The 16,240-nt window shown below is 41.8% G+C and carries 13 protein-coding genes; 1 reads left to right on the top strand and 12 read right to left on the bottom strand.

Features of this window, described 5'->3' with window-relative positions; all coding sequences use genetic code 11:
- Positions 1-1,096 (top strand): tyrosine-type recombinase/integrase (locus IEW67_RS11900; RefSeq protein ID WP_188633299.1); only part of this gene is annotated, 1,096 nt, incomplete at its 5' end.
- Between the two features lie 83 nt (positions 1,097-1,179).
- On the opposite strand, the gene mutL is transcribed toward IEW67_RS11900, so the two are convergent.
- From mutL to IEW67_RS11840, 12 genes are all read right to left on the bottom strand, one after another.
- Entirely contained in the window at positions 1,180-3,030 is a 1,851-nt protein-coding gene (gene mutL / locus IEW67_RS11895) for a DNA mismatch repair endonuclease MutL (protein ID WP_188633298.1), read from the bottom strand.
- 19 nt (positions 3,031-3,049) lie between these two features.
- On the bottom strand, positions 3,050-5,620 hold the full coding sequence (gene mutS, locus IEW67_RS11890) for a DNA mismatch repair protein MutS (RefSeq protein WP_188633297.1): 2,571 nt from the start codon (positions 5,618-5,620) through the stop codon (positions 3,050-3,052).
- Positions 5,621-5,806: 186 nt separating this feature from the next.
- Positions 5,807-6,373, bottom strand: coding sequence for an outer spore coat protein CotE (locus IEW67_RS11885; protein WP_188633296.1), 567 nt, complete (start codon positions 6,371-6,373; stop codon positions 5,807-5,809).
- A gap of 134 nt (positions 6,374-6,507) precedes the next feature.
- Positions 6,508-6,936: a YlbF/YmcA family competence regulator gene (locus IEW67_RS11880; RefSeq protein ID WP_188633295.1), complete on the bottom strand. Its 429-nt coding sequence runs from the start codon at positions 6,934-6,936 to the stop codon at positions 6,508-6,510.
- A gap of 1 nt (position 6,937) precedes the next feature.
- Complete coding sequence (gene miaB, locus IEW67_RS11875) at positions 6,938-8,518, bottom strand: tRNA (N6-isopentenyl adenosine(37)-C2)-methylthiotransferase MiaB (RefSeq protein ID WP_188633294.1); 1,581 nt, start codon at positions 8,516-8,518, stop codon at positions 6,938-6,940.
- Between the two features lie 177 nt (positions 8,519-8,695).
- Positions 8,696-8,956 (bottom strand): stage V sporulation protein S, encoded by a 261-nt coding sequence (locus IEW67_RS11870; protein WP_129674070.1) that lies wholly within the window; start codon positions 8,954-8,956, stop codon positions 8,696-8,698.
- A 146-nt stretch (positions 8,957-9,102) separates the two neighbouring features.
- The gene (locus IEW67_RS11865) at positions 9,103-9,900 is read right to left on the bottom strand and encodes a TIGR00282 family metallophosphoesterase (RefSeq protein ID WP_188633293.1); all 798 of its coding nucleotides are present in this window, start codon (positions 9,898-9,900) and stop codon (positions 9,103-9,105) included.
- 248 nt (positions 9,901-10,148) lie between these two features.
- A complete protein-coding gene (rny, locus tag IEW67_RS11860; protein ID WP_188633292.1) occupies positions 10,149-11,714 on the bottom strand; it encodes a ribonuclease Y in 1,566 nt (521 codons plus the stop codon).
- Positions 11,715-12,194: 480 nt separating this feature from the next.
- The gene (gene recA / locus IEW67_RS11855) at positions 12,195-13,244 is read right to left on the bottom strand and encodes a recombinase RecA (RefSeq protein ID WP_188633291.1); all 1,050 of its coding nucleotides are present in this window, start codon (positions 13,242-13,244) and stop codon (positions 12,195-12,197) included.
- A 177-nt stretch (positions 13,245-13,421) separates the two neighbouring features.
- On the bottom strand, positions 13,422-14,666 hold the full coding sequence (locus tag IEW67_RS11850) for a competence/damage-inducible protein A (RefSeq protein WP_188633290.1): 1,245 nt from the start codon (positions 14,664-14,666) through the stop codon (positions 13,422-13,424).
- A complete protein-coding gene (gene pgsA / locus IEW67_RS11845) occupies positions 14,663-15,241 on the bottom strand; it encodes a CDP-diacylglycerol--glycerol-3-phosphate 3-phosphatidyltransferase (RefSeq protein ID WP_188633289.1) in 579 nt (192 codons plus the stop codon). The genes IEW67_RS11850 and pgsA overlap by 4 nt, the downstream gene beginning before the upstream one ends.
- 79 nt (positions 15,242-15,320) lie before the next feature.
- Positions 15,321-16,238, bottom strand: coding sequence for a helix-turn-helix domain-containing protein (locus IEW67_RS11840; RefSeq protein ID WP_188633288.1), 918 nt, complete (start codon positions 16,236-16,238; stop codon positions 15,321-15,323).
- Between the last annotated feature and the right edge of the window lie 2 nt (positions 16,239-16,240).

Raw genomic sequence — 16,240 nt, 5'->3', positions numbered from 1 at the left:
TAAAAAAACCCCCCTAACAATATGCAAAAAATTTAGCATATTACGCCGGGAAAGTACAGAAATCAACTGGAGAATTGTGAACAAAACAGGCTTGTTTTGGCTGGAATTAAGTGATGCTTTACATGAATACATCGAAGAAAATAAAATAACTTTAAACGACTTTTTGACCGAATGGCTAGAGGTTTATGCAAAACAAAACGTTAGGCAGTCTACCTACAAAGGATATACCAGTGCCATATATTCAAGGATAATTCCAAAGTTTGGATTTATACGAATCAAAGAAATAAAACCACCAATGCTTCTCAAATATTATAATGAGTTATCAGAAGAAGGTATTACTCCAGAATATATAAACTATCTACACACTATAATGAAACACTCATTAGATGCGGCCGTAACGTGGGGGTACATTAAGAATAATCCAGTATTAAAAGTTTCTCCCCCATCTCGGAAGCGGAAACAAATGGACACATGGAGTGTTGATGAGTGTAAAGCCTTTCTAGATTATACTAAAGAAAATGCCAAGCGGCATAAATACATGCTCTATTTTTTAGCCATTTTTACCGGCATGAGACGCGGTGAACTACTTGGGTTAAAATGGTCTGATGTTAATTTTAAAAATAGTACAATAAGCATATCAAGATCATTATATTATGTTCCGGGCAAAGGCACTGTTGCTCAAGAACCTAAAACATTGCATTCCATCCGGTCTATATCCATTTCAGATGAGGTTTTAAGTGAACTTCAGAAATACCAGACATATCAAAAGGAGAATATGTTATTGACCGGAAGCCATTTAAGTGATTCTCATTTTATTATTAGCCCTTCTGCAGGATCACCATTAAATCCAAATACAGTGCATAAGTTATTTCTACACGATGTCAAAAAGGCCGGAACAAAGCGAATCCGATTTCATGACTTAAGACATACACACGCAACAATTATGCTGAAACTGGGTGAGCATCCAAAAATAGTGTCAGAGCGTCTTGGTCATACCAATATCCAAACGACCATGGATAAATATAGTCATGTAACCCCAAATATGCAAAAAGATTCAGCAAACCGATTTGAAGATGCCTTTAAAAATGACATTTAGCAAGGAATGTGGTCATATTGTGGTCATTCTGATTAAAAAATGCGCCGAACCCCTTTCATATTAGGGGTTCGGCGCTTAATTAATTACATGACCCGTTTAAACATCTTTTCCAGCTCATAGGAAGAAAAATGAATAATGACGGGCCTGCCATGCGGACAAGTGAACGGATCGTACGCTTTACGCAAATCTTCCAGCAGCCTGAACATATCTTCCTGATTCAAGTGGTGATTCGCCTTGATTGACCGCTTGCAGGACATTAACGCAGCTGCATCTTCCCTGATTTCTTCTACGTCAACTTTTTCATTTTGCATAATCTGGTCGATCATTTCCCTGATAATCTCTTCTTCAAATCCTTTCGGGAACCAGTTTGGATGGGAGCGGATGATATACGTCTGGTTGCCGAACGGTTCAAAAAACAGACCGACTTTTTCGAATTCCTGCATATGATGGTCGATAAAAATCGATTCCTGTTTGGAAAAATCAAATGTTAATGGAATCAATAGTTCCTGCAGCTCATTTTCTGTTTGGCCCAATTTTTTTCTGAAGCGTTCAAATTTAATTCGCTCCTGAGCCGCATGCTGATCAATCATATAAAAACCATTTTCATTTTGTGCCAGAATATAGGTTCCATGAAGCTGGCCAATCGGATACATAGGTGGTACCCGCTGTTCTTCACCGGAATTATCAGGTGGTGTATCAGTATTCCGGACTGATCTACCAACTGATTCATGATATGGTTGATTTGGCGTGTGATGGTTTTCAGACAAAGGTGGAAATTCCTGCTTTTCATGATCCAACCATTGTTTTTTTCCTATCTTGGGTGTATCTTCATTTACTTGCTGTCCATCATTCCATGGTGCGGATTCCTGTCTTGGTTCATCAAATGTCATGGTGTTCTGAACGGAAGGCTTGGTTTGTTCAGGCTGTTTCTGTTCCATCTGCGGGATGAGTGATGCATTTCTGAAAGCAGCATGAATCGTCTCTTCTACAGCTGTAAATAATGCCTTATCTTTACTGAAACGCACCTCTAGCTTGGTCGGGTGCACGTTGACATCAACTAAAACCGGATCCATTTCAATCGCCAAAACAACAATCGGAGAGCGCCCGATCGGTAGCAGCGTATGATAGCCTCTAACAATGGCTTGAGTCAGTTGCATGCTTTTAATGTAGCGGCCATTAACAATTGTCGACATATAATTCCGTGAAGCTCTGGTGACTTCTGGTTTAGCGATGTATCCGTCAATAGAAAAATCCAGCGTTTCATGCTTAACCGGCAGCATCTTCCTGGCAACACTCATGCCGTATACCTGACTGATGACCTGCAGCATATCGCCGGTCCCCGCTGTATTAAACAACGGCTTTCCATTATGCACCACCTCAAACCGTATAGAAGCGTGTGACAATGCCAGACGATTCAATAGATCGGTAATATGACCAAGCTCAGTATGGATGGTTTTCATATATTTTAGCCGGGCCGGTGTGTTGAAAAATAAATCTTCAACGACAATTTCCGTTCCTTTCCGTGCATCACTTTTCGCCCTATCTTTGACCACGCCGCCTTCAATAGACAGCCATGCAGCGGCGCTGTCGCCTTCTGAAGTCTTAATCGACATTCGGCTTACGGCCGCAATACTGGCAAGAGCCTCTCCCCTGAAACCCAATGTGTTCACGCGGAATAAATCCGTTTCATCTTGAATCTTACTTGTAGCATGACGCAAAAACGCTTTCTCAGCATCCGCTTCAGTCATGCCATTGCCGTTATCGATCACTTTTATTTTTTGCAGCCCGGCTTCCTCCACTTCAACTTTGATCCATGAGCTGTTGGCATCAATACTGTTTTCAATTAATTCTTTAACTACTGAAGCAGGACGTTCCACTACTTCCCCTGCAGCGATCTTATTGGCGAGTGCATCAGGCATTTGAAAAATTCCCATGGAAACAGTCCTTTCGTTTCTAATCTTCTTTCGCTTGTTTCTGCAACTGATATAATGCGTTCATGGCATCCATCGGCGTCATTTCAAATAGATTCATATCTTTTAAATCGTTGACTAGTCGGACAGTTGATTGGTTGACAGGGTTATTTACCGGTTTTGCCTGGTCAGCTTCAGCAAAAAATGACAATTGACCGTCCTGGAAGGTATTGGGTTCGCTGTTATTTTCCAGCTGACGCAAAATCGTATTGGCCCTTTCAATCAATGCAGGAGGAAGGTCAGCCAATTTCGCAACATGAATGCCATAGCTTTGATCGGCGGCACCATCTTTCACCTGATGAAGGAAGACGACATTTCCTTCATATTCTTCAGCTCGAACATGAATATTTTTTAACCTGCGAAGCGTCTCCTCAAGTGTTGTCAATTCATGATAATGGGTCGAAAACACCGTTTTGGCATTGATTTGATCGTGAATGTGTTCGACAATCGATTGAGCCAATGCCATTCCATCATATGTGCTTGTGCCACGTCCGATTTCGTCAAGCAAAATCAGACTGTTTTCGGTGGCATTGGCGATGGCATGATTGGCTTCAAGCATTTCAACCATAAACGTACTCTGCCCCGATACAAGATCATCGGCCGCGCCGATACGTGTGAATATTTGATCGAACAGCAGCAATTCAGCTTTGTCACACGGAACAAAACAGCCGATTTGGCCCATGATAACGGTTAAAGCAAGTTGCCGCATATATGTGCTTTTGCCGGACATATTCGGCCCGGTTATTAGAAGAATGGAAGTATCCTGATCAAGTATAATGTCATTCGGAACAAATGCATCATGTTTCATGACTTGTTCAACAACCGGATGGCGTCCATTTTTAATGGATAGTCGATCCTGTGAAAAATTCGGCCGCTTATACTGATTTGCCTCACTAACGGTCGCAAATCCCTGGAGCACATCAATCTGGCTGACAATCTCCGCTAAATACTGAATTTCCGGTATATGCTCCCTGACCTGATCGCGGATTTCCAGAAACAAGTTATATTCCAGGTCAACACTTTGTTCCTCCGCCTCCAAGATCAGCTGTTCTTTTTCCTTTAATTCCGGTGTGATATATCGTTCAGCATTAGCAAGTGTCTGTTTCCGCTCATACCTGTCTTCCGGCAGCAAGTGCAGATTCGCTTTGGTTATCTCAATATAATAACCGAACACCCGATTATACCCGACTTTCAATGATTTGATGTTTGTTTCCCGTTTTTCTTTCTGTTCGAGTTCTGCAATCCATTGCTTACCGTTTCTCGAAGCCTCGCGATACGTATCCAGCTTTTCATGATAGCCATCCTTAATGATTGAACCTTCTGTGATGGATACCGGCGGATCGTCCTGAAGGCTTGAGGAAAGCAAAGATGTGAGATTTTCCGGACATGAGAGTCTATTGCTTAATTCCGTAATTTTTTTGTTATCGAACTGCATTAAAACCGTTTTTAACTCAGGGATGTTTTCCAGCGATTGCTTCAGCTGTATTAGGTCACGGGCGTTGACATTGCCATAAGCAACCCTTCCGGCAAGGCGTTCCAGATCATATACGGACTTTAAGGTTTCACGCAATGCATCACGCTCCATAAATCCTTGCAGGAAGCCTTCGACCACATCAAGACGTTCTTCGATTTCATGTTGCTTTAACAACGGGCGGTCAAGCCATTTTTTGAGCATTCGCGATCCCATTGCCGTAACGCTCCGGTCGAGTACCCACAACAGGCTCCCATGTTTGCTCTTTTTTATGATGGTCTCTGTAATTTCCAAATTCCGTTTTGAGTACATATCAAGGGATAAATAATGGTCCAATTTAATGATTTGAGCAGGCCGTAAATGATCAAGCGAGCGTTTTTGCGTGTCTTCTATGTAGTTCAGCAGGCGGCTGAATGCTTGTACAAGACGTTCATCATTCAGGTTGGCGCATAAATTGCGGTACTCCGCATTAAAGGTTGTCTCATCTTGATACGATAACGTGATATTTAACTTTTTATGCAGCTCCTCTTTACGTATATCGGGAAGGTCCGATGCAACAACAATTTCTTTGATCGGCTGATTATACAATTCGTGCAAAACAGCATCCCATCCCCCGGAAATAAGAGCAATATTATTTTCGCCAACCGATAAATCATTATAGACAATCACATAAGAACCGTCATCAAAATGCGAGAGACTGGCAATATAATTATTATCGCGCTCTTCCAGCATAGTTGCTTCCATAACGGTACCGGGGGTGATCAGCTGAACAACTTCCCTTTTCACCACACCTTTTGCTGTTTTAGGGTCCTCCACCTGTTCACAAATAGCAACCTTATACCCTTTTTCTATTAAGTTTTTTATATAATTAGCCGCAGAATGATAGGGAACGCCACACATCGGTATCGGATCGTGCTGTCCGCCATCCCGTTTTGTCAATGTGATTTCAAGTTCCCTTGCAGCAATAACCGCATCATCAAAAAACATTTCATAAAAATCACCTAGACGGAAAAATAAAAAAGCATCTTGATGCTCATCCTTAATTTTCAAATATTGCTCCATCATTGGTGTATAAATAGCCATAATGAGTCCTCCAAAACATGCAATATACTGTTATATTATAGCATAAGTTGCCGGAACGGGACGAATGCCGGACGCTTTTTCCAATTTTCCGATTGTTAATCTTAGCGGCAGATCCTTGCTCATCCATCATTTATATTCTATGACGTTATAAAAAAACTTACGAGAGTGTTACCCCTCGTAAGTCTCTTAATCCTTATCCTTACTATCAACAAAGTCGGGCTTCACATCACTTAGCTCGTCATCTGTAATATCAAATCCCCAGTCATCGTCGTCGTCAAATGTGTGGCCTTTTGGATCAACCCTAACAGCGACTTTCGTTTCGCCAATAACTTGCACAATAAACTCACGTTCAACCTCTACAATGATTTTATTGCCATGATGGGCAATTTCGCATTCCAGGCAGTTAGGCTGCTGAACAACTTTGGCAATCACATCAAAATCATCACTCAAGCAATTGTCATCTTTCACCGACAAGGGAACATAGTCAGTATACGTCACGCGTTCAGTAACTACGTCGGTTTTAGTATTATCGTTATACGAATACCAAATGTTAATATCGTAGCTCCCACTTATTTCGACCGTATCTTCCGACTTTTTCTTGGCATGGTACAAATGGTTAATCACCCAGCAGCCGAGAATACTGGTAGGTCTATGTGACGGCGAAACATGGTGTGTTGCCTGCGTAAACTTTCTACCTTTGCCGCAAACCGCTTTTGTAATAATTTCTCTATAATCATGTTCAAGAAAAGACATATCTTCGTTACCTCCTTTTACTCATAGTCAGTTTATGCAAGACAAATACCTAAAGTGCATAATTGAAATGATGAAAAGAAGGATAAAGACAGTCAGATGTTTCGATGAATTTTCAGGGACTGCCATGCTTTTGTTCAGTGCTGATTTGACGATTCACGTTCTACTTTTGTGCCGGTCTCCCCCGACAGCAGGTCACCGCCGGTAGCAGTAATCACATTATTGGTAACTTCGCGTGAAATTGTCCCGGAAACGAGCTGAAGAACATCATTCACAACCCCCTGGGTATCTTTGAATTCCTGAACAATCGGGATTTCATCCACTTCCGCATGCAACCGGTCAATTTCCTCTTCTACTTTTTTCAGTGCTTCCGTTTTTCCATATGCCTGAAAGTTCACAGCCTGTTTCTGCAATGTTTTGATCTTTTTGATTAGTTGCTGAACCTTCTTATTATCATTGATTTTGGCTTCAACCTGTTTAAAGCGGTCAATTTCCTCTGTATTAGCCAACATGTCAGCTAATTTTTTGGCTTCATCCAATATTTCTTTACGTGTATATTCCGCCATCTTATTTCACCTCTGCAGTTGTTTCGGCCATGACGCCATTTAATGACCATGTTCTGGTTTCTGTAATTTTCACATCGACAATTTTACCGATAAGTGACTTAGGAGCTCTAAAGTTAACCAATTTGTTTCGTTCCGTATAACCGGCCAAAACGTCAGGATCCTTTTTACTCTCACCCTCGACAAGGACTTTTACAACTTTGTCTTTATAATGTTGCATAGACTCAGCAGATTGTTTGTTCACCAACTCATTCAAACGGTAAAGGCGCTGTTTTTTCACCTCTTCAGGCACATCATCCTGCTTGCGTGCTGCCGGCGTACCTTCACGGGGGGAATAAATAAATGTGAAAGCAGATTCAAATCCAACTTCTTCCACCAGTGACATCGTTTCCTCGAACTGCTCCTCTGTTTCATTCGGGAATCCGACAATGATATCGGTCGTCAATGTCGCATTCGGCATTGCTTCACGAATCTTTCTGACTAGTTCTAAATACTCTTCACGTGTATATTTACGATTCATTTTCTTAAGAACTTCACTGCTTCCGGACTGTACGGGGAGGTGAATATGATCAAGCAAATTGCCGCCTTTAGCAAGCACTTCAATCAGACGATCGTCAAAATCTCTTGGATGTGATGTTGTAAACCGGATTCTCGGGATATCAATTTTATGGAGATCATCCATTAAGTCACCAAGCCCATAATCGGAATCCTCGAAATCTTTACCGTACGCATTGACGTTCTGGCCAAGCAGCGTAATTTCTTTATAACCTTGTGCAGTTAAATGACGCACTTCTTGAATGATATCTTCAGGCAGACGACTCCGTTCTTTCCCGCGGGTCATGGGGACAATGCAATATGTGCAGAACTTATCACATCCATACATGATATTCACCCATGCTTTGACTTTGCCTTTTCTTGCTTTTGGAAGATTTTCAATGATATCACCTTCCTTGGACCATACCTCAACCACTTTCTCCTTGCCAAACATCGCTTCTTTAACAAGATGCGGCAAACGATGGATGTTATGGGTGCCGAAGATAAGATCAACTTGCGGGTGTTTTTTCATAATCCGATTAACAACCTTCTCTTCCTGAGACATACATCCGCATACACCAAGAATCAAGTCGGGCTTCTCACGTTTGAGTGCTTTTAAGTGGCCGATTTCACCGAACACTTTATTTTCCGCATTTTCTCTGATTGCACACGTATTCAGCAAAATGATATCCGCATCTTCGGTATCGTTTGTCGATTCATAACCCATATTTTCCAAAATGCCGGCCATAACTTCTGTATCATGTTCGTTCATTTGACAGCCGTATGTACGAATCATGAATTTACGGCCCTCGCCGATACTTTCCATATCTTCTGGGATTCCGAAATCATAATGGACTTCTACATCATCACGTCCGCGTTTTCTCGCCTTATTTAAATTTGGCGGTTCGTACGTTGTTTCAAAATATTTGGCAATCATATCATCACTGGTTGTATTTTTAAGCCGTTCCATGTTACCCGCATCGGATTTTACGTCCGCCGGATTTTCGGCTGATTTAATTTGCGCCTGTTGTTTGCGCTGCTGCTCGTTCATAATCGGAACTCCTTTCATATATTAAAACATTTGTCTATATATTTATCCATTATTTCATTATAAAGCCTTCAACTATATTAAACAATACATGACGGGGGCGGGACAAATAAAAAACCCTCCTAGCAATAATAGGAAGGTTTCAACGCGATAAACATTCAATTATTTTTAAAAATTAAATTATCTGGGTTCCACTATTAATTTAATTGCTGTCCGCTCTTCTTCTTCGATCATAATATCAGTAAATGCCGGTATACAGATTAAATCAACGCCGCTTGGCGCAACAAATCCCCTTGAAATCGCCACTGCTTTCACCGCCTGATTCAATGCACCGGCACCGATTGCCTGTATCTCCGCTGATCCCCGTTCACGTAAGACGTTCGCTAATGCACCTGCTACTGAATTTGGGTTGGATTTAGCTGACACTTTTAATACTTCCACTGCTAGTTCCTCCTTCATTGACTATTGTAGTTCTAATGCTACTATATTCTTGGAGATGTTAGCTTATTACCTTATTATGCACCAATTATTCTAAACATTCAAATAAAGTGACATCTCATTCAGTTGGAGGATTTATATTTTTCTTTTCAGTCGATAAACGGGTGATCATCATTAATTAAAATACGTTCAGCCTTGGAAGCGTTTCCTGTCTTCTCATCAATTGTTACAAGAAAACCGTTTAATTGGTTTCTTCCCTTTTTATCAATTTCGAAACGTACCGGCAAACTTGTTAAAAATTTCTTTATGACTGCCTCGCGTTCCACACCCAATATGGCATCATATGGACCAGTCATGCCTGCATCCGTAATATAAGCCGTCCCATTCGGCAAAATCCGCTCATCTGCTGTCTGTGTATGCGTATGTGTCCCTACAATGGCACTGATTTTTCCATCGAGGTACCAGCCCATCGCCTGTTTTTCACTTGTTGCTTCGGCGTGGAAATCAACAAAAATGATATCAGTTCGTTTTTGGGCTTGTGCGATCAGTTCATCCACTACCCGGAAAGGATCATCAATTGCAGGTAAAAATGTACGTCCCTGAACGTTAATAACAGCAATTTCTGTCCCATTTATATTGACAAATGTCATACCCTTTCCTGGTGTACCTTCCGGAAAGTTGGCTGGCCGAACCATATTATTGGCATCATCAATAAATTCAAATATCTCTTTTTTATCCCACGTATGGTTGCCCATCGTAATGACATGGGCTCCACATTCAAGAAATTGCTTATAAATCTTCTGGGTAATTCCTTTGCCCGCTGCTGCATTCTCTCCATTGATAATAGTCATATCCGGACGATATTTAGCCTTCAATTTAGGGAGATATGTTTGAACCATATCCCGGCCTGAAGAACCAACAACATCACCTATAAAAAGAATTTTCATAATTGTTCATCCTATTCCTTTCGATTTATCACAGTGTTGCATAATATCCAATTATTGTAAAGCAAAGTAAAAGCGGCCGATATGGCCGCTTTTACCTAGTTTCAGCGCTATAGCTACAGCGTGATTTCCACTTTTTCCATGCGAGAGTTTTCTTTAACTCCCGCAGGTTTGTAAGGAGTATCAACTAAAAACTGCGATGCACCGATGCAGCCTGTAAACGTCGGTCGCTGCACTTACATTTTTTGAATTTACTTTGCATACTCTACTGATCTTGTTTCTCTAATGACAGTAACTTTAATATGCCCCGGATAATCAAGTTGATTTTCAATTTGTTTACGAATATCGCGTGCAATTCGTACTGAATCAATATCATTGATCTCATCAGGTTTAACCATTATTCTGATTTCTCTTCCAGCTTGAATGGCGAATGACTTTTCTACACCCGCGAAAGACTCCGAAATTTCTTCCAGCTTTTCGAGACGTTTAATATAGTTTTCCAATGTTTCACTTCTGGCTCCTGGTCTGGCAGCTGATAGCGCGTCGGCTGCAGCAACCAGGACTGAAATAGTGGAAGTCGCCTCTTCATCACCGTGATGAGATGCAATTGAATTAATAACAACCTCATGTTCTTTGTACTTGATTCCAAGTTCTTTGCCAATTTCAACATGGCTTCCCTCAACCTCATGATCAATAGCTTTACCAATATCATGAAGTAAGCCGGCTCTTCTTGCCAGAGTTTCATCTTCGCCCAACTCAGCAGCAAGCAATCCTGAGAGATATGCAACCTCTGTGGAGTGCTTCAATACATTCTGACCATAACTTGTACGATATTTCAAACGGCCAAGGATTTTGATGAGATCGGGATGCAAGCCGTGTATACCAACTTCAAATGTAGTCTCTTCACCAACCTCACGAATGTAGTCATCAACATCACGTCTGGCCTTATCAACCATTTCTTCAATCCTGGCCGGATGAATTCTGCCATCCTGAACGAGTCTTTCCAATGCCATTCGGGCAATTTCCCGCCGTATTGGATCAAATCCTGACAGAACGACCGCCTCCGGTGTATCATCAATGATTAAATCAATGCCTGTCAATGTTTCAAGTGTACGGATGTTCCGACCTTCGCGGCCAATAATCCGCCCTTTCATTTCATCGTTCGGAAGATTGACGACGGAGACAGTTGTTTCAGCAACATGATCTGCAGCACAGCGCTGCAGGGCCAGTGAAAGAATGCTCTTGGCCTTTTTGTCTGCTTCCTCTTTGGCACGATTTTCGGCTTCTTTGATCATTAAGGCTGATTCGTGACTGACCTCTTTTTCAACCCGATCTAAAATAACCTGTTTTGCCTGGTCAGTTGTATAACCGGAAATCCGTTCAAGCTCCGTTTGCTGCTCATTAAGCATCGCTTCCACTTTGCTTTCCATTTCTTCAACTTGTTGTTGTTTTTCTGTTAGTGATTCTTCCCTTCCCTCCAGCGTTGTTTCACGCTTATCCAGCGCTTCGTCTTTTCTGTCCAGATTCTCTTCTTTTTGCATCAGACGATTTTCCTGTTTTTGTACATCCAATCGCCGTTCACGTAGGTCCTCTTCTGTCTGCTGACGAAGATTATGAGTTTCATCTTTCGCCTCAAGAAGTGCTTCTTTTTTGGCAGCATCCGCATTACGATGTGCCTCATCTACTATTTGTTTAGCTAAATTTTCCGCACTGGAAATCTTAGCTTCTGCAATAGATTTACGAACCAGATAACCAACAACAATACCGACGATTAGGATTACGGCAAGCAAAATGGAGATGATTAAGGGATTATCCATGGTTTCACCTCCTATTGCTATAAAGTTTTTAATTGATTCATTATTGTCGGCATGTGCAATGTTCAATAATAAATAATTTATCGTATAACGTAATAGTGCGTGTTCAAAAAGGAGGATAAAAAGGATCGAGAAGTTCGAGGCGGCGCAGTTTCGAGCAGCGGAATGTATGCATTTAGATACATGAACCGCGAAGAAACAAGCCATCGAAGAATTTCGAAATGTCATTTTTACCGGACTTTTTGAACAGCCTCTAATAGAAAATTATACAATTTAATTTTACTGTTACCTTCAGTGAATGTCAAGAAATCGTAATAGTCGCCAGCGTGAATATCATAAATCTTTAGAAAAACTCGGCATTCGCCTCGTCTTATAGCGAATGCCGAAGCTTTTCTTATAAGGTCATCCATCATTTATACTTTCTGACGTTATAAAAAAACCCTTCACCAGCTTATGCCAGCAAAGGATTCACAATTATTGGGATTAAACATCCAGTCTTTCCTGGTCGTCTTTCTCAGATCCCTCTTCGGGCTCTTCTTCAGGTTCTTCATCCATATTATAGTGATCCCGGATCGCATGATGGATTTCCATCTTAATGTTGCCGTTTTCTTTTAAAAATTGTTTGGCATTCTCCCTGCCTTGTCCAAGGCGTTCTCCATTATAGGAATACCATGCGCCGCTTTTTTGAATGATATCAAGGTTTGAACCTACATCCAGTATCTCGCCTTCCTTGGAAATCCCTTCGCCATACATAATATCAACTTCCGCCTGTTTGAACGGCGGGGCCACCTTATTCTTGACAACTTTTAATCTGGCTTTATTCCCTATCATCTCATTACCTTGTTTTAACGTTTCAGCACGACGTACTTCCAGTCTGACAGATGAATAAAACTTGAGAGCACGGCCGCCCGGGGTCGTTTCCGGGTTACCGAACATCACGCCCACTTTTTCTCTGATCTGGTTAATAAAAACAGCTGTTGTTTTGGATTTATTGATGGCTCCGGAAAGTTTTCTTAGCGCCTGTGACATCAGGCGTGCTTGCAAACCGACGTGTGAGTCGCCCATTTCACCTTCAATTTCTGCTTTCGGAACCAGTGCAGCCACCGAGTCGACTACAATTATATCAACCGCACCGCTGCGGACAAGGGCTTCCGCGATCTCAAGCGCTTGTTCTCCCGTATCAGGCTGTGATAAAAGCAATTCTTCAATATCAACACCAAGAGCCCGTGCATATGTCGGGTCAAGAGCATGCTCGGCATCAATAAATGCAGCTTGTCCGCCCTGCTGTTGAGCTTCCGCGATCGCGTGCAGTGCAACAGTTGTCTTACCTGAAGATTCCGGACCATAAATTTCAACGACACGTCCCCGCGGATAACCACCAATCCCCAAAGCGACATCCAACGCGAGCGATCCGCTTGGAATCGTTGCAACCTTTTGACCTTCCTGCTCACCAAGTTTCATGATTGAGCCCTTGCCGAATTGTTTTTCAATTTGTTTTAACGCCATATCTAAAGCTTGTTTTTTATCTCCCAACGCGCTTACCTCCTTATGAATGAACTAGTTACATCATACTCTTTTTTTAGAAGTTTGCCAAGAAAAAACGAATAAATGTTCCCGTACTTTGGATAGATAAATATTCCTTTAAAAGAGATTTTAATAGATAACAAGATACAAAAAATGAATTTCACTTAAAAATGCTGCCCGATAACTTCAATTTAATAAATCAAATAAAAGTTCAAAGCCTTTCCTGACAGCCCGCTTCCGAATTGCCTGACGGTCGCCCGAAAAACTGAATTTTCTGGCCAGATTCCCTGATTTATGATGCAAGGCAATATATACGGTTCCTGCTTCGTACCCCTCCACACTATCAGGGCCGGCAACCCCCGTAAAGCTGATTCCAATATCAGTATCCAGCAAGCTAGAGGTATTTTCAGCCATAGCTGCAGCACATTCTTTACTGATGGTTCCATACTGGTGAATGATATTTTGAGGAATCTGAAGTACGTTTTCTTTTACCTTTGTATCATAGCAAACAATACCACCGGGGCATACATCAGAAGCACCGGGGACAGCTATCAGTTTGTCTGTAAACATCCCGCCTGTTAAACTTTCAGCTGCTCCAATCGATTTATTTGCTTGTTTCAACAATGCCAGAACCTTCTCTTCCAGCGTTTGATCGTCAGCGCCGTAATAATGACGTCCAACTCTGTCGATAATTTCTTTTTTCTTCCGGCCAATCAATTCAGCAGCCTCCTCATTAGTTGCTGCTTTTGCTGTCAGTCTGATGCCTACACCTTTATTTTGAGCTAGAGGTGCAATGGTCGGATTCATCTGGTGCCGAATTATATCCTGAAGCTCATGTTCAAGCGTAGATTCCCCAATGCCGGCGAAACGAAGCATCGTTGATTTAATCACTGTCTCTTGACCTGATATATGTTGAAGATGCGGCACAACACTATCTGCCATCATCTGTTTCATTTCCCTTGGCACACCAGGTAAAAAGAACCACATTTTATCCGCATAAGAAAGCGACATGCCTGATGCCATCCCTGTCTGATTTTCGATAACGTCAGAGCCGGCAAAGACACGTGCCTGCTTTCTATTATTCGGGGTCATAACCGTATTTTGTTTTTGAAAAAAAGCTTCAATTTTCTTCATAGCTGGTTCGTGTTCTATTATTTCCATGCCGGTTATTTGCTGGAAGGCCTCGCGGGTTAAGTCATCATCAGTCGGACCCAAGCCGCCTGTAACAATAATGATATCAGCCCGATTACCGGAAATCCGGAACTGTTCTTCAACCCGTCTTAAATTATCACCAACAACAACATGATGATGAACATCTATACCAATTGAAGCTAACGTTTCTGAAATCCATTGTGCGTTCGTGTTGGCAATCTGGCCCAGCAGTAATTCCGTACCAACTGCAACAATTTCAGCATTCAAATTTTTTTTCATTTAGAATCCCTCATGACATGCCAATTCTTTACAAAATAATCATATCCGGACGCAACAGTGAAAAATAAGGATATATACAGCATCACTATGCCAAACGAAATGGCTGTATAGGAAAACGGAAAATCATGCAGCAGCAATACAGAAATTGCAATCATTTGAGTTGCTGTCTTTAGTTTTCCCATGCTTCCTGCTGCAAGCACAATTCCTTCACCTGCTGCTACAAGACGCAAGCCTGTTACAGCCAGTTCCCTGCTAATAATAACAATGGCGACCCAACCGGGAGCCATCCCAAGTTCCACCAATAAGATCAATGCCGCCGCAACAAGCAATTTATCAGCAAGCGGGTCTAAAAACTTCCCCAGATTCGTTACTAAATTATACTTTCTGGCATAGTATCCATCGACCCAATCAGTAACAGCTGCCATGATAAATAATACTGCAGCAGCAAAATGTGGAACAGGTAATGTTGCATCCCCTATATCCCATTCGCCCCAGTTAAATGGAACGCTCAGTAAAATAATGAAAACAGGTATTAAAAGAATTCGTGAAAGTGTCATCCTGTTTGGTATATTCAAACTAGTTCCCTCCTGCATGTAAAACCCTTCCCGTTAGAGCAAGGAAGGGTTTCGAAACATAACTTCCATTTGATTTTAACTATTCCCCCGCTCTTTTGATGTTAACCCAAATTTTTTGATATACTTTTTCCTCGGGGTTAACCGGGTATTCCAGTTCAGTCCCGTCAATCGAAATTTTCAAAGATGGTGCGTTGCCGACACTGAACCATACACGGTCCGTCCCGGATAAATCCATCTCAACAGGAGAATTCTCAGTGCTAACCATACCCGAAAACAGTGATTCACCTGCATCATTTTGCACATCAAGCCATGACTCCCCCGATGCTTCAATAGTGGCCGTTGTGTCATCACTCGCATTTTCTAACGTGACAGTTGATTCAGGTGAGTTGCTTGTTCCTTTCTCCTCTACAGCGAATTCAGGTTTAGACTCCTCAGTCTGTTCCACGCTATCATCATTTGAGTTTTCCGGTTCCGAACCATCAGCTGAATCTGATTCACTGCCGGAGTCTCCAGTCTGGCCACTAGTCTGATTATTTTCATCACTATCATATGATACCTCTTGATCGTTCTGCTGCTGTACGGGGTTTTTGCTTTCCTCAGAAACCGTTCCCTGATAAAAAAACCATATCACGAAAATGATCCCTATCACTAGCAAAACGACAATCATAGTCGGGATAAAGGAAAAGATATTGGTGTTTTTCGTTGCGTTATTATCTTTGCGTGAACGGTGAATATGTGCATATTGAGTGGTATGCTCATCATCAGCTTGCGGAATCTCTCCTTCATATTCTGCCAGCAATTCGTTGGCATCGAGTCCAACTGCCGCAGCATATTCTTTTATAAAAGCTCGCGCGTAAAAAGTTCCGGGCAATAGTTTGAAATTCCCCTCTTCAATTGCCTCAAGATATCTTTTTTGTATTTTTGTCGTCTCTTGCAAACTTTCCAGGGTCAAGTTTTGCTCTTCCCTTGCTTCCTTCAGTTTTTCTCCAATCTCCATGC

Source organism: Lentibacillus kapialis, from assembly GCF_014646635.1.
GTDB lineage: Bacteria > Bacillota > Bacilli > Bacillales > Amphibacillaceae > Lentibacillus > Lentibacillus kapialis.
Note: the sequence above shows the minus strand (reverse complement) of the source record. Positions and strands in the feature narration are given on the sequence as shown.